Raw genomic sequence first — 16,519 nt, 5'->3', positions numbered from 1 at the left:
GCAGCCTTTGCTATCCTAACCGCCGTAGGCGAGCTTGCCATAATGCCGCCCAACGCCGCCGGTGGTCAATGGGTTTGGTCGATCAGACAATGAAGCCGCGCGCCGCCGTCAAGCCGGACTTCGTTCGTGGGCCCGCACGGAACCTCGAGGAACAAGAAGGCAGGTGCCAGATTGTGTCTTCGGCTGGTCGGCGTCTGGCGAGCTACCGAAGTGCCCGCTTCGGCGTCATCGCACGTTGCGACCGGAAGGCGTTTCCCTTGGTCACGACCGCCGTCTGCAGCGGGACTCCTGACAAGACAGGGGACTTTACGCTGTTCAGTGCCACGGATGTCGCCGGCGCACCGACGCGACTGCTTGGCGGCAAGCGAGGGTGCCGTCACTTCGGCCTAGCCCACGCAGCCACGGATCTTGGTCGCATGGCTTTTCCCGCCGACGCCGAGAGCGCCGTCGTGTTAGTCGCGTCGCCCTTCCACAGACTCGACCGCGAGAGTGCGGCAGCGGGCCAAGTCAGCGGATATGGCAGCGTTCGGACACTTGACGGTTTACCTCTCCATTGCTCGGAAAAGAAAGCAGCACAATGCAGCGATAGGGTTTCTTCATCGGCTGAAGTCCCATATGGATCAAGGGACGGGCATGCGTAAGACAATTGCGCTTATTCACAGAGCTTCTATTTCAATCGTGCTGGGCTACGCCGCGGTTTGCGTGTTCATGATTCTCTACCTGCAGACGCAGCCGTTAGGATTCCTTTATGTAATCGTAACGGTCGCTTTTTTTGACCGCCTCGCGTTTCCTGCTATCGCCACCGCAGAAACTTTCGCGCGAGTTCGTTCTCGTAATGGCCACTCTGGCATGGTGCACCCTGGCAATCGTTGTTCAGTATGTTTCCCAAAAAGAGTACTTCGACGAAGACGGCCGCTCCTCCTATTATTTTACCTTGGTATTGCTGATCAGCAATACCGTCTGGTTTTTTCGCTGGCATGATGGTAAGCGGCGCAACCGTGAAGACAAACAATCTTCTTGGTCTAATTATTATCTGTTTGCTCGCTCTGCTGGTAGGCTCCCGCGTGGGTGACTCGTTTTTTTATCCTGTACTCGGCTCTCTCGGAAGACGAAAATATCAGGTTTGATCACATTTTTTGTGATGGAAAGGCTCCTGCTGATCTGCTTCTTTGCCTATTCAGTTTTGTCCGGGCGGATACGGGTGCTGGTGCTGCCTCTGATCGCTGCCATTCTTTTTGCTGGTGGCGGGCGAACCGAATTCTATCTCGGGTTTGGATCAGTGCTAGCTTACGAGTTTATCGTTTCCAGCGGGCGGGCTCGGTTGGCGTACGCTGCTACCTTAGTGGTAGCGTCTTTCGTGGGTGTGCTACAATTGGCGAATGTAAGCGACCAAGCGCTGCTACGGATGCTCTTTTTCGCTGGTCTTGAAGCTGACATGTCCTATCAGGCTCGCGCGGAGACGTTCGGCGCGGGATGGGTAATACTCTCCGACCAGTTCCTTTTCGGTAATCCGGGCCTGATCATTCGTGAGCATGGTACACTCGGAGCTTACATTCATAATCTGCTGAGTGCGTGGCAGTTTTTTTGGCTTTATTCCCTTTGCTTTTCTCGTGATTCTGCTGCTGAGAATTGCCCCGATAGTCCTGCGCAGCACTTCGTCAAACAACACGCCAATTGATGTCTTTGGCATCGTATGTTTCGCTTATGGCTTGCTCGGCATTGTCTTTACAAAATATATTGGATTTGCTTTTCTTTGGTTCGGCTTAGGTTTCTGGGTTTATCGTCTGAACTTTTTTGTCTGGCAATGGTCGGCGCTTTTAATAAATGAAATTGATGTATTTTGTAGAATGGGATGCATTCAATCCGAGTGGTGTCCTACGTAAAGTAAGGGCGCAGTACGCTGAGTGGGTGGCTGTTGGCGCGGACGTAATAATGGTCATTCTTTCTCCAAAAAGGAAGAGCGATGGGGTGGCGCTAATCGATTTGCCGGGTTGCACAGTTGTTGATTATCCGGCCGGCGGCTTGGGTAAGCTTCGCAAGGCTATGGCCCTTTCCAAGGTAAAAGAGATTGTCAAGAAGTTCGGCCCAGATATAATCTATTACCGGCAGTCTTCATGGACGCCTGGGCTTATGGGCGTCTTTGAGTGCGTCCCAAAGCTCGTCATCGAAGTCAATTCTGATGATATGGCTGAAACATCGGCGCGTGGTTTTTTTTCTGGGACGATATACTAGATATAGTCGGCAACTAATTCTGACGCGCGCCGACGGCTTTGTTTGCATCAGTGAGGAATTGGCGCGGCGCTATAGAGATAATCATGTGCCGATCGTGACCATAGGCAATGGCTTTGATCTGCGCGAAGTCGAACCTAGAGAGCCGGCAGCTAACGCTCGTCCGAAAGCGATCTTTGTTGGCAGTGATGGTCAGGTTTGGCACGGGGTGGACAAGTTGGTCGATCTCGCCGACAGGCTTCCGAATTTCGAGTTTCACGTCGTGGGGATCAGGATGACGGAAGCGCGCCCCAACGTGATCGCTCACGGCGTTCTGGACTGGGCGCAATTGCATACGCTCTACTCGCAAATGGACGTCGGGATTGGTACGCTTGCGCTACACCGAAATGGCATGTCGGAGGCGAGCCCATTGAAAACGAGGGAGTACCTGGCGCATGGCCTGCCGGTGATCGGTGCCTATAGTGATACCGATCTCAACGGCTGCTCTTTCTACTTGCGGCTAGAGAATTCAGAGGGCGGAGTCGCTGCCTCGGTAGCGTCAATCGAAGCGTTCGTGGCCAAGTGGCGTGGCGTGCCCCTTGATCGCCACCGGGTCGAGGCGCTTATCGGTGCCGTCGGGAAAGAGAAACGGCGTTTGGAGTTCTTTCGTGTCATTGTGAATGGGAAAAAGCTCGCAAAGGAAGGAGCGGCTGTCTTTCGGGATGGGAAAGATAGACCGAGCAAACGTTGATGAAATACTAGGAAGGCCGTTTTTATCGTACCTGGACGTTGACCAAATATTCGCACAATCTAATATACTATATGGTTATCTCCAGCACTTCTGGCACGAAGTCCCTTTCTCCCCGTGCTACTTCTTGCCGCAGGCGCAAATTGCTGGCTTAGGTCGTTTCGTGTGGAACCGCCCCCGGTGAGGCGGATTCCCCTGCCGAGCCCATCGGGCGCCCCCACCCCTGACCCCGCCCCCGGACGGGCTCTGGAGCTGGCCGCGAAAAGCCGCAACCAGCCCGAAGCCCCTGAGCGTATTGGCGTTTCTGACGCCCTTGAGGGTACGCTTCGCCGGGCTTCGCCCGCCCTTGACCGCGTCCTCAACGCCAGCAACTGCGCTGCTCGGGGTCGCAGAGGATTTCGGCTGGCGGCGGTGGTCACCGGCCAGTTCCACACGAAACCGCATAGAGCCTGATATTGGCGATGCTTTCAAGCGTCGTCTATACAAGTGCGGCGTTTTGGTTGATGGCAATTCTTACAAACGACGCAGCAAGAAAAGATAGTCGAGGTCTGATCAGCAACGCTTAGTAGCTTTTTTTTACTTTTATTGAAACTCATATGTCGTCATTGCTAATAAATGCATCCAATCTCCATGCGGGTGGTGGTGTTCAAGTCGCGGCTTCGTTTGTTAACGAAATCGCCAATGGGCTGTCCGTTGATGATAAGTTGAAAGTCGTCGTTTCGAACGAAGTCAGCAAGAACTTGAACGAACAAAAAAAAAGAGCTTTTTGGTGGCCACGATTTGGAAGTGGTAGATACCTTTGGGGCTTCTATGTCAAACATCTGGTTCGATAGAGTGTTAAACGACCAAGATGTGGTTTTTACTATCTTTGGCCCGCTATACAAATTGTACACCCCTTTCAATAATGTTTGCGGTTTCGCCCAGCCGTGGATTATTTACCCAAATAATGAGTGTTACGCCAAGCTTCCGATGATTAAAAGACTAACGTTGCGGTTGAAATATTGGATCCAGGGACAGTTCTTCAAACGTGCTGATTCGCTGGTTGTTGAGCTCGAGCATGTCAAAAATGGTTTGGTTCGAGAGCTGGGCATCAAACCCGAACGCATTCATGTGGTTCGCAATTGCCTTTCCTCAATTTACCTGGACGAGGCCGCTTGGTCGTCCCTTTATATACCGGGGAGCGATTGTGACTTGCGTCTTGGTTTTGTTGGGCGAAATTACTCCCACAAAAACACGGATGTTTTTCCGGCTATCGCCAAATTACTCGAAAAATCCCATCGAATTAGGGCAAAGTTCTACGTCACCTTTACGGACAAGGAATGGTTGGCCTGTTCTGCGGAATTTAGGAATGTTTGTATCAATGTTGGACCGCTGTTGGTGGCGCAGTGTCCGAAGTTCTATCAATCGCTGGACGGTGTGGTCTTTCCAAGCTTGCTGGAATGTTTTTTCTGCAACGCCGCTGGAGGCCATGGCGATGGAAAAACCATTGTTCGTATCCGATCGGCCGTTTAATCGCGACATTTGTCAAGAACACGCACATTATTTTGATCCACTTTCACCTGAATCTGCGGTCAACGCGATTGCTGAAGTATTCGCTGGGAGTGGCCCAGATAAAGAAGCGTTGCGTAGTGCGCGTGCACACGCCGTTGCCTTCTCTAGTCCCCGATCTCGAGCGGAAAAATACTTGGCTTTGCTTACGCAATGTGCGAGTAAAAGCGAGGCTTAACATTGGTCGCATGGAGTGTTAATGTTTACAGATAAAACGTTGCTTATTACCGGTGGTACAGGTTCCTTTGGAAATGCCGTCCTGCGCCGCTTCCTTTCGAGTGATGTGGCGGAGATCCGGATCGTTAGTCGCGATGAAAAGAAGCAGGACGATATGCGCAGGAGTTATAGTAATGCCAAGCTGAAGTTCTATCTCGCCGATGTGCGAGATTCGCGGGCGGTTTTTTTCCACGATGCGTGGCGTCGACTTTGTTTTCCACGCGGCAGCCTTGAAGCAGGTTCCTTCGTGTGAGTTCCACCCGATGGAGGCGGTACGGACTAATGTGCTGGGTACTGAGAATGTGCTGGAGGCGGCGATTGCCACGGGCGTTAAGCGGGTGGTCTGCCTAAGTACTGATAAGGCGGTTTATCCAATTAACGCCATGGGGATCAGCAAGGCGATGATGGAAAAGGTGATGGTTGCCGCATCGCGCAATCTCGAGGGTACGGGTACGGTGATCTGTGGCACGCGCTACGGGAACGTGATGGCTTCGCGTGGCTCGGTGATTCCGCTGTTCGTCGATCAGGTGCGTGCCGGAAAAATGCTTACGGTGACCGATCCGGCGATGACCCGTTTCATGATGACACTCGATGATGCGGTTGATCTGGTGCTCTATGCGTTCAAGAACGGGAACAACGGTGACATCTTTGTACAAAAGGCCCCGGCTGCCACCGTAGAAACGCTGACTAGGGCGGTGCTGGAGCTTATGCAACGACCGGATCACGAGGTACGCGTGATTGGCACCCGCCACGGCGAGAAGCTTTACGAGGCGCTGCTCAGCCGCGAGGAGCGTGCCAACGCTGAAGACCTGCCGGGCTACTTTCGTGTGCCGGCCGACGCGCGCGACCTGAACTATGACAAATTTGTAGAAGAGGGTGAGTTGAAGATCACCAGCGCCGAGGAATACACCTCGCACAATACCGAACGCCTGGATGTGGCGGGTATGAAAGCCTTGCTCTTGAAACTTGACTTCATGCAGCGCATCGCGCGCGGCGAAATGGCAACAGCAACGGATTAATCGGCAGATTGAGGGTGGGACAAATGGCACAAAACAAATTGGCGGAACACCAACTCGAGGCTTTCTATCACGATCTGTTTGTTGAGGATCAAGCACGAGACTTTGTTGCTCTATTGGGTGGCAATCCATCGTGCGGCGAAATTGTTGATATGGGTGGAGGATGTGGTTTCTTCGCCCACCAGTTGAAGAGTCAAAGCGAGTGTAATGTCAAAGTTATCGACATGGATGTCACCTCGGTGAAGGCTTGCCATGAGCTTGGAGTGGAAGCAATACAAGGAGACGCCTTAAGTCCTGAGATAACTGGACGAGAAGGCGTAGTTTGTTTTAATTTAATCCTGCATCACCTTGTGGGAGAAAGTGAGACTAAAAACGCTGGCTATGCAAACGCAGGCTTTGTCGGTATGGAAGAGGCCCCATGTGAAATACATTTTTGTCAACGAGTATATTTATGAGTCTTGGTTTTCGGATATTTCCGGGCGGCTTATTTTTCAAATAACAAAGAGCCCCATTCTGTCTTGGGTTGGGCGAATCGTTGCCGTTGTTGTGCCATCGCTCAAGGCAAATACGTTTGGTGTTGGTGTTCGTTTTCGGTCAAATGCGGAGTGGATTCGGGCTTTCTCACGCGCTGGCTTTAGGGTCAAAGCAAGCCTTCAGGGTCAGGATGAAGAAGTTTCATTGCCCCGACGGATGCTGTTAATAAAATCGATACGACGGAATAGCTACCTACTGGAACCGAGCCAGGCAATTAATTAACATTGCTTATTGTCGCTCGATCGCTATAGTGATCAGGTGAATTGGTTCTTCGTTCGTGTCTTTGATGGGGCTTCGTAGATATGCGTATCGTGATCACCGGGGCCGACGGTTTTATCGGCCGCAATCTTTCAGTTCGCTTGGGCGAATTGGGTTATACGGACGTGCTTGGCATTACGCTCGATTCTTCGCGCGACGATTTGCTGGCGGCGCTGACAGGTGCCGGCTTTGTCTTTCATCTGGCCGGGGTGAATCGGCCAAAGGATGTGGGCGAGTTTGCGACCGGCAACGCTGGATTCACGGAGGAGCTGTGCGCGGCGCTGGCTGAAACTGGCTGCAGGGCGCCGGTGGTGCTTACCTCGTCAACCCAGGCGGCACTCGACAATGCTTACGGCGAAAGCAAGCGGGCGGCCGAGGATGCCCTGTTGCAGCATGGCGCGCGCTCTGGCTCAGCCGTCTATCTCTTTCGCCTGACCAATGTTTTTGGCAAGTGGGCAAGGCCCAACTACAACTCGGCAGTGGCGACGTTTTGCCACAATATCGCGCGTGGGCTGGATATCACGGTCAATGATCCGGCGGCCGCTTTACGCCTGGTCTACGTCGATGACGTGATCGAAGCCTTTGTCGGGCTGCTGAATGCGCCCGGCACAGCGAGCGGCTTCGTTGCAGCGGGCCCGGAATATGAGACGACGGTTGGCGAACTGGAGCAGACGCTGCGTGGCTTTGCGGCGAGCCGGGCGACGATGCTGACACCGCGGGTGGGGTGTGGTTTGCTGCGCGCCTTGTATGCCACCTATTTGAGTTACCTGCCACGGGAAGCATTTGATTACACGGTGCCGCTGCACGGGGATTCGCGCGGGGTCTTTGTCGAAATGCTGAAAACGCCCGATTGCGGCCAGTTTTCCTACTTCACGGCGCATCCCGGGATTACCCGGGGTGAGCATTACCACCACAGCAAGACCGAGAAGTTTCTGGTCATCAAGGGCACGGCACGCTTTGCCTTTCGGCACATCATTAGCGGGGAGCGCTGCGAGCTGGTGACCAAGGGTGGCGAGGCGCGCATTGTCGAAACGGTACCGGGCTGGACACACAACATCACCAATATTGGCGACGATGAAATGATTGTGATGCTCTGGGCTAACGAGATTTTTGATCAGCAGAAGCCGGACACATTCGCCATGAACGTCAGGCCATGAAGAAGCTGAAAGTCGTTACCGTTGTCGGAACACGCCCGGAGATCATCCGGCTGTCGCGCGTGCTGGCCCGCCTGGACGAACATTGCGAACACGTACTGGTGCATACCGGGCAAAACTACGATTACGAGCTCAATCAGATTTTCTTCGACGATCTCGGGGTCCGCAAGCCGGATCATTTCCTGAGCGCGGCCGGCGCGACCGGTGCCGAGACCATCGGCAAGGTCATCATCGGGGTCGATCAGGTGCTGGCGGAAGTGCAGCCGGAGGCCATGCTTGTGCTGGGCGACACCAACAGCTGTTTGGCGGTGGTACCGGCCAAGCGCCGCAAGGTGCCGGTTTTTCACATGGAAGCCGGCAATCGCTGCTTCGATCAGCGTGTGCCGGAGGAGATCAACCGGCGCATAGTCGATCACACGGCGGACATCAACCTCACCTACAGTTCGATCGCGCGCGAGTATCTACTGCGTGAGGGTTTGCCGCCAGATATGGTGATCAAGACGGGGAGCCCGATGTTCGAGGTCCTGTCGTATTACCGGCCGGGCATCGACGCGTCGAACGTGCTGGATCGACTTGGCTTGATGGCTGATGCATTTTTCGTGGTCAGCGCACATCGCGAGGAGAACATCGATTCCGATGCCAACTTCCACAAGCTGGTGGCGGTATTGAATGCGCTAGCCGAGGATCACGATCTGCCAGTGGTTGTGTCTACACACCCGCGTACCCAGAAGCGGGTGGATACGACCGGAGCGACCTTTCATCCGCAGGTGCGCCTGCTGAAACCGTTGGGTTTCCATGACTATGTCAGACTGCAGATGTCGGCCAAGGCGGTGCTGTCGGATAGTGGCACGATCAATGAGGAGTCGTCGATCCTGAACTTCCGGGCGCTGAACATCCGCGAGGCGCATGAACGCCCCGAGGGTATGGAAGAAGCGGCGGTGATGATGGTCGGGCTGGAGGTGGAGCGAGTGCGCCAGGGGCTGGCAATCCTCGACTCCCAGGCGCGCGGCAGCGAACACAGCTTGCGCCGTGTGGCTGACTACAGCATGCCCAATGTGTCGGACAAGGTGGTGCGGATTATCCACAGCTATACGGATTACGTGAATCGCGTGGTCTGGAAGAAGTACTGAGGGGGTGCGGAGCATGCGGCTTGCGTTGATCGCGGACACCTTCCCGCCGCTGCGCACGTCGGGCGCGGTGCAACTGCGAGACCTGTCGCGAGAGTTCGTTCGGCAGCGCCATTTGGTGACTGTCATCCTGCCGTCGGCGGACCTGGCCGAGCCTTGGTCGCTAGAGGATATGGAGGGCGTGCAGGTGTTGCGCCTGAAGGCGCCGAAGACCAAGGATATCGACTACGTGCGGCGTACGATCGGCGAGTTCCTGATGCCTTTTGCGATGCTGCGCCAGTTGCGCAAGAGCCCGTTGGCCGACGTCAAGTGGGATGGGGTATTGTGGTACGCGCCGTCCATCTTCCACGGCCCGCTTGCCAGCGCGCTCAAGAAGGCAAGCTCCTGCAAGGGTTACCTGATTATTCGCGACATTTTCCCGGAGTGGGCGGTGGACATGGGCCTGATGGGGCGTGGCGTGCCCTACCGCTTCTTTGCCGCGGTGGCCAGGTACCAGTACTCGGTAGCCGATGTGATCGGGGTGCAGGCGCCAGGCAATTTGGCGTACTTCGACCGCTGGACAAAGGGGCCGGGGCGACGCTTGGAGGTGTTGCAGAACTGGTTGGCCGACGCGCCGCATGCCGGCTGCTCGGTGTCGCTGGCCGCAACGCCCCTGGCAGGTCGGAAAGTGTTGGTGTACGCCGGCAATATGGGCGTGGCGCAGGGCATGGGCATTCTGCTTGATTTGGCCGAACGCCTGCGTGCGCGGCGGGACGTCGGCTTTCTGTTCGTCGGCCGCGGTAGTGATGCCAAGCGACTGGCGGCTGATGCGCAAGCGCGTTGCCTCGATAACGTGGTGTTTAGAGACGAGATTCACCCCGACGAGATTCCCGGCTTGTACGCACAGTGCCATGTCGGCCTGGTCGCACTGGACCCACGCCACAAGACGCACAACATCCCTGGGAAGTTCCTCACCTATATGCGAAGTGGCTTGCCGGTGCTGGCCAACATCAACGCAGGGAACGATCTGGCAGGCATGATTCGGCAGGAAGAGGTTGGCCGGGTGAGTGAAGACGGCTCGGTGAATACGCTACTGCGCATGGCGGAGGAATTGTTGGATGGCGTCGACGCAGATCTCGAGCGCCGTAATCGGTGCAGGGATCTGTTCAAGCGTCTTTTTTCAGTGGAGACAGCTGTTCAGCAGATCGTGTCAGCGCTCGGCGGGGAAGGAAAAACGGGTCAATGAGTCTGACGAGTTATTCGGAAACTTACCTTGATTCCTGCTTGCGCGAGGCGCCGGCTTGGCGTGCGCTGTCGATGTGGACCACGATGGTTTGGCGATCTTCCAGACGGAACATTTGTCTGCGTCCCCCCAAGATGAAACGTTCCATCTTTTCATGAAACGTTCTATCGCCGACATGGAACATCCCAAATTTTTTCATGGAATGATCGATCGTCGGCATGACCCTTGCTTCTCCGGCATCGATCGATCCATCCATGGCATGGGCACCCCTGTCCGGCAACGGCCGGGATGGTCGCTGCCGGATAGGGGGCTTGCTTTACGGGGCTTCGGTGCTCTTCCTGGTCTTGCGGGCAAAGCGGCGACCGAGGTCGTCGAGGGTTTCTTCGAGTGCGCCGGTGTGGATGTTGTGAACTTTGGCGTACTGGTAGACCAGCAAGGCGCTGACGTAGGCTTCGCTGCCGGTGGCGAAGTAGCTGTCTTCGATCCGGCGGCCCAGGGTTTCGGCGGCGTGGCGAATGGGGTAGAGCGCTTCGACGAGTTGGACGTCGCGCGGGATTCTTCGAGGCTCAGGCTGTCGGGGAGAATTTCCGGATGCGCTTCCGGCCTGTTCACCCTGCCGGCGGCACGACGGGCCGCGCCTCGCCAACCCGACTATCGGCCCACGCACGCCACCGATCCACAACCGTTGCTCACCCAGCCGGTGCATGAACTGCCGCCTCTCTCTGTGCGCCAGATCGTCGGCGCGGCGAACTCGGGTCTGTGGAACGAGTGCATCGCCCGTTAGCACTCTCTCGGTCACACGCACATGGCGGGCAGTCAGAGCCGACACTTTGTCTTCGCCGGTGAGACCCTGGTCGCCTTGCTCAGCTTCGGCGCCAGCGCCTGGAAACTCGCCGCGCGTGAGCAATTCGTCGGTTGGTACGATGAGCAGCGACAAAGGAACCTGCAGATCGTGGTGAACAACGCCCGCTTTCTGATCCTGCCCTGGATCCAGTGCACCCTTCAAGCGCCTCGGCAGAACGATCACCAAGCATCTTCCTGGCGTCTGCAACGGTTTCCAGGCAGGCAAGCACAACGGCCGAGTCGAAGCGATGAATCGAGCGCTTCAGGAAGCTGGCGCTCGCGCTCGGGCACGCGGCTATCGCCGCGTCGAAAACTTTATCGCCAGGGCCTACCTCATCGCTGGAAAGCTCACCCATTTGCCCGCTTCGCCATTCGCCCGGCTTTTGCCCGTTCCACATGAAACGACATAGAGCGCCGAGTTTCCAGCGCCTCTTTTTTTCAAGACGAGAAAGCATGCCACCTGCCATGTGGCCGGCTGTAAGAACGGAAAGAAAACAGCCGTCCGACATGGTTAAGCACAGCGAGCGACGCCCCACTATCGGCATGCCGCCCGCCGACTGACCGCCCTGCCGAACTTGAACAACAAGGTTCGGCAGGACATCGGCCTCCTCAGGTCACCAGGAAGTCGGCGTTGGTCAAGGCCAGTCCGCCACTAAGTGCGGCGAACTGGACCGCGGCACCGGCCCCTGTCCCATCCGCGTCGTAGTACAAGGCCCCCCGTCGCACTGTTGTAGATCACGTAGTCGTTGGCGTCGAGCGCGACCGCCCCGATGTGGAACGAATCGGCTGCCAGCGTCCCGGTGGTGCCCAACGAGTTGAAGATGGCGTTTTCCAGCTCGATGGTGTCATCGACGACACTGAAGTCCGTGATCGTGTCGACGTTGGTCAGCGCGTTGAGAAGGGTGTCGAAGCGGATGGTGTCGCTGCCCGCTCCACCGGTGATGGTGTCGTTGCCCAAGCCACCGGCAAGTGTGTCGTTGCCGACGTTGCCAAACAGCTGGTTGCCCAAGTCGTTGCCAGTGAGCGTCGCGGCGGCGCTGACCTTGAGGTACAGGTTCTCGACGTTCGCCGAGAGGGTGTGGCTAGCAGCGTAGCTGTAGACGGTGTCGATGCCTCCATTGACCTCTTCGACGACGCTGTCACCGGCGCCAACGTCATAGCGGTCGTTGCCAAGGCCACCGGTGAGAACGTTGGCGGCGCTGTTACCGTTTCCGTAAAGAACGTTGGCCAACTCGTTGCCCGTCCCACTGATAGCTGCGTTACCCCTCAGGTAGAGCTCTTCCACATGGGCACCCAGCACCCAGCTGACGCTGCTATAGACAATGTCGTTACCCTCGTCCGCCAGTTCGACGGTGGTGTCCCGACGCCAACAGTCATAGCGGTCGTTGCCAAGGCCACCGGTGAGAACGTTGGCGGCGCTGTTACCGTTTCCGTAAAGAACGTTGGCCAACTCGTTGCCCGTCCCACTGATAGCTGCGTTACCCCTCAGGTAGAGATCTTCCACATGGGCACCCAGCACCCAGCTGACGCTGCTATAGACAATGTCGTTACCCTCGCCCGCCAGTTCGACGGTGGTGTCCGCCGACNCCAACTTCATAGCGGTCGTTGCCAAGGCCACCGGTGAGAACGTGGNTGGCGCTGTTACGTTTCCGTACGAAGAACGTTGGCCAAATCGTTGCCCGTCCCACTGATGGCGGCGTTACCCATCAGGTAGATCTCTTCCACATTGGGTTGAAGGGTCCAGCTAATGGTGCTATAGACGATATCGTTACCCCCACCGGGCAGCTCAGAAACGCTGTCGCCGACCCCAACGTAATAGATATCATTGCCAAGCCCACCGGTGAGTACGTTGGCCGCACTGTTAGCATTTCCGTAGAGGGTATTGGCCAACCCGTTACCCGTCCCGTTGATCGCATCGCTACCAAACAGGTGGAGCCGTTCGACATTATCTTCCAGGGTCCAGCTGATAGTGCTATAGACGATGTCGTTACCCTCTCCTGACAGTTCATGAACGCTGTCGCCGACCCCGACGTAATACGCATCGTTGCCAACGCTGCCGGCGAGTACGTTCGCGGCACTGTTATTGTTGCCGTAGAGAGTGTTGGCCAGACTGTTGCCCGTCCCATTGATCGGATTGTTGCCGAACAGGTAGAGATTCTCCTGGTTTGCGCCGAGCGTCCAAGTGACAAGGCTGTAGACGATGTCGGTACCCTGGTTTGCCAGCTCCATGATCACATCGGTGACGTTATCGACGTAGTAGCTATCGTTGCCGTCGCCGCCCCACATCGTGTCAGCACCAGCCTTCCCGTCCAGAATGTTGGCTGCCTGATTGCCGATGAGGAAATTGTTCTGACTGTTGCCAGTCCCGTTAATCGCCGACGTCCCCGTAAGGGTCAAGTTCTCCTGATTGGCTCCCAAGGTCCAGGTGAGCGAGCTATTGACGGTATCATTTCCCTCGCCGGCGTTCTCGATAACGACGTCCGACACATTATCAACAAAATAGACATCATCACCGAGCCCGCCCAGCATCGAGTCAGCACCTTCTCCGCCATCGATGGTGTCATTGCCGCCGGCACCGTTGACGCTGTCGTTGCCAGCCAACGCGAAGAACTGCTCAGCGGCGTCCGTTCCCAGCATGTTTTCTGGGCCAGACGTACCGGTGTAGATCACGTTGTAGGTGTAGGCACGATTCGCCCCCACGGTGATATTTCCCGCGGTGTCGATGGTGCGGGTGCTCAGGGTGCCTGAGCCTGGCACCAAGGCGACGTTCGCAGCCGCCCAGATACCGCCGCCACCGGTTGAGCTGAATGGGACGGCATTCACCCAAGCCGACCCGTTCGCGGAAACCTGGATCGTTTCGCCCACGCCCACCACATCGTTGTACAGCCCACTGACGTCGACGATGCCATCGTTGGTGATGAAATCGCCGGGGGTACCCGTATCCTCGGAAATCGCCGTTACGGAGCTTGTGATTGCGCTTGGCGCGGTGGTATCGACCGTGACCGCAGAGGCGATGTTCGCAATCAGGCTGTTGTTGCCTGCCAGGTCGGATTGCTTGACCTGGATGTGTCCCGCGGCGTAGGGCAATTGCGCCAGCGTGAAGCTGCTGCCCGTGCCGATCGTCCAGCTACTTCCGTTGTTGGTACTGTACTGCCAGGTCCCGCCTGTTTCGAGCCCGGACACATTGACCATGGCGTCTTTGGTGATCCCATCGCTGGAGTTGCTCCCAGTGTCGCTGTTGAGTGCGACGCCAGGCGTTGCCACGAATGTATCGAGTGTAAAGGTGATACTGGCCGACTGGACATTGCCTGCCATATCAGTATCAGTAACCTGAACCAAGTGCAGGCCATCGGCCAAGGCATTCGGATCGTAGGTACTCGCTGGCGTGCCACCATCCACCGTGAACATGCGGGTGACGTCTCCAGCCGCCAAACTAAACGCAAGGTTGGCGTCGTTGGTCACGTTGTCGCCGTTGATGCCGCTGTCCGCGCTAAGGGTCACGGTCGGGGTGGCCAGAGTGGTGTCAAGGGTGAAGGTGATACTGGCCGACTGGATATTGCCTGCCGTATCGGTGTCAGTGACCAGAACCAGGTGCGTCCCATCGGCCAAGGCATTCGGATCGTAGGTACTCGCAGGCGTGCCACTATCCACCGTGAACATGCGGGTGACGTCTCCAGCCGCCGCGCTGACCGTCAGGCTGGCATCGTTGGTCAGCAAGTCACCGTCTGTGCCGCTGTCGAAGGTCAGATCTACGGTCGGTGTGGCCAGCGTCGTGTCGATCGTGATCTCCAATGCAGTCGAGACAGGACTAGGGTTCCCGGCCACGTCGGTCTGGATCGCCTTGATCTTGTGCACGCCTTCCGCCAGAGCCACATCGAAGCTATAGGTGCCTCCTGCCACGGTTCCGTAGCCCAGGCTCTCGCCGGCGTCCACGATGCCGTCGTCGTTGTCGTCGTCGAAAAGCTCCAAGGTGGCATCGTTTTCACCGGCAACGCTGATCGTCAGAGCGGTAGTCACATTGGTGATGTTGTCGGTGTCGTTGGCGCTGTCGTCCGCCGCGGCAAGGTCCAGGCCGCTCGGCGCCACGGGCGGCGTCTGATCGATAACGATTGCCTCCGCATTGCTGCCTACCGTGCTGTTGTTGCCCGCGACATCGGTTTGCTGGATCTCAACCGCACCCGCGGCGTAGCTTCCCTCGGCCAACGTGAAGCTGCTGCCCGAACCGGTGGTCCAGGCCGTCCAGGCAGAACCATTGTGGGTGCGGTACTGCCAGATCGCGCCTACCTCGATGTCAGTTACGCTTACCGTGCCGACGAAGCTGATGTTGTCTCCATCAATGCCGGTGTCACTGGCAAGTTCGACGCCGGGAGTCAGGGCGGCGGTATCCAGGGTATAGGCGTGGCTGACCCCCGGGTTGACGTTACCCGCCGTGTCGACGGTGCGAGTGCTGAGTGTGCCCGGGCCCTCCACCAGGCCGACGCCGTCGGCAATCCAGAGGCTGCCCACGATCCCTGCATCCACCCAAGTCGTGCCGCCGTCCGCGGAAACCTGGATCTTCTCTCCAGCTCCCGTGTTCAACGTTCCAGCGAACACGCCACTAACCGTCACGCTGGCATCGTTGGTGATGTAGTCACCCGCGGTGCCGCTGTCGTCGGCGATCTGGATGAACGAGGTGGTGGCGGCAAGCGGAGCAGTGGTGTCCAAAGCAAACGAATCACCGATGCCAGCAGCCGTCAGGAGACCAGAGTCCGTAGCGGAGATGGTGACGGTGATGTTGCCGTCGACCAGGCCGATCAGATTGGCAAAGTAAGGAACTCCATTCTCGCCGGCGGCCACATTGACGGCCACCGTAGCGGAACCTCCATCGGTGAACGTCACCACCGCTGTGGCGTCGCCGTCCAGGCCTGCTACGGTGAATTCAAGCGCGGTCCTCTCGCTCGCGTTCACCAGGGTATCGACGACCGTGACCGCCAGATCGCTATCGTAATCCGCGGTGCCATCGATGATGATGTCGCCCAAAGCGGATGCGGCGACCGCGGAAGCGTTGTCGGCGTAGCCGCCGGCGCCCACCAGCCGGAACACATTGGTACCGTCCGTGACGAGCTCGATATTGCTGAGCTGATCCGTGCCCTCAGTGTCCGTAGCGACCTGTATGTGGCTGCTTACGTAGGAGAAATCGGCCACATCGAGGTCCTCGGTGTAGCTGGCAGTGTCGTTGCCCACACCGCCGTCCAGGGCGTCGTTGCCACCATTGCCAATGAGAATGTCGTCGCCACCGTTGCCGCTCAGGGTATCGCTCAGCGCAGTGCCCGTAAGGGTGTCAGCCAGCGAACCACCCAGCAGGGTCACCGAGGTGTTCGCATGGGTTACGGAAAGCACCGACTGGGTCACGTTTTCATAGAGGCCGACGTTGGCATTGGTGATGATGACATTGGTGACAAAGACCGCCGGACCGACGATGTCCTTGCCCGGTTCGCCAACACGGATTCCCGTACTGGTGCCGTTGATGGTGCCGTTGGCGATGGTGACGTTGCTCGCGGTTGCCGGATAGGTGTTGTAGGACGTCGCGTCGTCGCGTGCCTTGATGGCGATTGCGGCGCCGAAGTCGAGTGGCACGGTGTCGGGCTCCGAGCTGGAACCGACAT

14 protein-coding genes and 2 pseudogenes are annotated in these 16,519 nt (G+C 57.2%); 12 read left to right on the top strand and 4 right to left on the bottom strand.

All coding sequences use genetic code 11. The features are described 5' to 3' along the window. Nucleotides 1–835: 835 nt before the first annotated feature. The 10 genes and pseudogenes from E4Q23_RS20025 to E4Q23_RS19980 all read left to right on the top strand — a co-directional run bounded on the left by E4Q23_RS20025 (nucleotide 836) and on the right by E4Q23_RS19980 (nucleotide 10,034). Nucleotides 836–1,072, top strand: coding sequence for a hypothetical protein (locus E4Q23_RS20025; RefSeq protein WP_169068270.1), 237 nt, complete (start codon nucleotides 836–838; stop codon nucleotides 1,070–1,072). Nucleotides 1,073–1,123: 51 nt separating this feature from the next. Then, nucleotides 1,124–1,678, top strand: coding sequence for a hypothetical protein (locus E4Q23_RS20020; RefSeq protein ID WP_169068269.1), 555 nt, complete (start codon nucleotides 1,124–1,126; stop codon nucleotides 1,676–1,678). Nucleotides 1,679–1,824: 146 nt separating this feature from the next. Continuing rightward, nucleotides 1,825–2,232, top strand: coding sequence for a hypothetical protein (locus tag E4Q23_RS20015; protein ID WP_169068268.1), 408 nt, complete (start codon nucleotides 1,825–1,827; stop codon nucleotides 2,230–2,232). Beyond that, complete coding sequence (locus tag E4Q23_RS20010; RefSeq protein ID WP_169068267.1) at nucleotides 2,180–2,959, top strand: glycosyltransferase; 780 nt, start codon at nucleotides 2,180–2,182, stop codon at nucleotides 2,957–2,959. Before E4Q23_RS20015 ends, E4Q23_RS20010 begins: the two co-directional genes overlap by 53 nt. Nucleotides 2,960–3,742: 783 nt before the next feature. Beyond that, nucleotides 3,743–4,468: a hypothetical protein gene (locus tag E4Q23_RS20005; protein ID WP_211203855.1), complete on the top strand. Its 726-nt coding sequence runs from the start codon at nucleotides 3,743–3,745 to the stop codon at nucleotides 4,466–4,468. A 235-nt stretch (nucleotides 4,469–4,703) separates the two neighbouring features. Beyond that, nucleotides 4,704–5,739: pseudogene (locus E4Q23_RS20000) on the top strand (polysaccharide biosynthesis protein). A 23-nt stretch (nucleotides 5,740–5,762) separates the two neighbouring features. Beyond that, nucleotides 5,763–6,191, top strand: coding sequence for a hypothetical protein (locus E4Q23_RS19995; protein WP_169068265.1), 429 nt, complete (start codon nucleotides 5,763–5,765; stop codon nucleotides 6,189–6,191). 381 nt (nucleotides 6,192–6,572) lie between these two features. Then, complete coding sequence (gene wbjC, locus E4Q23_RS19990) at nucleotides 6,573–7,685, top strand: UDP-2-acetamido-2,6-beta-L-arabino-hexul-4-ose reductase (RefSeq protein ID WP_169068264.1); 1,113 nt, start codon at nucleotides 6,573–6,575, stop codon at nucleotides 7,683–7,685. Further along, nucleotides 7,682–8,812, top strand: coding sequence for a non-hydrolyzing UDP-N-acetylglucosamine 2-epimerase (wecB, locus tag E4Q23_RS19985; RefSeq protein ID WP_169068263.1), 1,131 nt, complete (start codon nucleotides 7,682–7,684; stop codon nucleotides 8,810–8,812). Before wbjC ends, wecB begins: the two co-directional genes overlap by 4 nt. 13 nt (nucleotides 8,813–8,825) lie before the next feature. Continuing rightward, the gene (locus tag E4Q23_RS19980) at nucleotides 8,826–10,034 is read left to right on the top strand and encodes a glycosyltransferase family 4 protein (protein ID WP_169068262.1); all 1,209 of its coding nucleotides are present in this window, start codon (nucleotides 8,826–8,828) and stop codon (nucleotides 10,032–10,034) included. 22 nt (nucleotides 10,035–10,056) lie between these two features. Here E4Q23_RS19980 and E4Q23_RS19975 read toward each other — a convergent pair whose 3' ends face one another. Continuing rightward, nucleotides 10,057–10,287, bottom strand: coding sequence for a hypothetical protein (locus tag E4Q23_RS19975; RefSeq protein WP_169068260.1), 231 nt, complete (start codon nucleotides 10,285–10,287; stop codon nucleotides 10,057–10,059). Between the two features lie 60 nt (nucleotides 10,288–10,347). Beyond that, nucleotides 10,348–10,737: a hypothetical protein gene (locus E4Q23_RS24240; protein WP_248595607.1), complete on the bottom strand. Its 390-nt coding sequence runs from the start codon at nucleotides 10,735–10,737 to the stop codon at nucleotides 10,348–10,350. Nucleotides 10,738–10,836: 99 nt separating this feature from the next. Between E4Q23_RS24240 and E4Q23_RS24235 the strand changes: the two are divergent. Further along, nucleotides 10,837–10,965 (top strand): annotated as a pseudogene (locus tag E4Q23_RS24235) (hypothetical protein); the annotation flags it as partial. A gap of 88 nt (nucleotides 10,966–11,053) precedes the next feature. Next, the gene (locus E4Q23_RS24230; protein WP_336511743.1) at nucleotides 11,054–11,284 is read left to right on the top strand and encodes a transposase; all 231 of its coding nucleotides are present in this window, start codon (nucleotides 11,054–11,056) and stop codon (nucleotides 11,282–11,284) included. A 242-nt stretch (nucleotides 11,285–11,526) separates the two neighbouring features. Here the strand turns inward: E4Q23_RS24230 and E4Q23_RS19965 are convergent, their stop codons facing one another. Further along, on the bottom strand, nucleotides 11,527–12,471 hold the full coding sequence (locus E4Q23_RS19965; RefSeq protein ID WP_211203854.1) for a calcium-binding protein: 945 nt from the start codon (nucleotides 12,469–12,471) through the stop codon (nucleotides 11,527–11,529). 44 nt (nucleotides 12,472–12,515) lie between these two features. Beyond that, nucleotides 12,516–16,490, bottom strand: coding sequence for an Ig-like domain-containing protein (locus E4Q23_RS19960; RefSeq protein ID WP_169068261.1), 3,975 nt, complete (start codon nucleotides 16,488–16,490; stop codon nucleotides 12,516–12,518). Nucleotides 16,491–16,519: the final 29 nt, after the last annotated feature.

The organism is Candidatus Accumulibacter phosphatis, assembly GCF_012939955.1.
Lineage (GTDB): Bacteria > Pseudomonadota > Gammaproteobacteria > Burkholderiales > Rhodocyclaceae > Accumulibacter > Accumulibacter delftensis.
The sequence above is the reverse complement of the archived record's forward strand: the minus strand, read 5'-3'. Positions and strand labels throughout refer to the sequence as shown.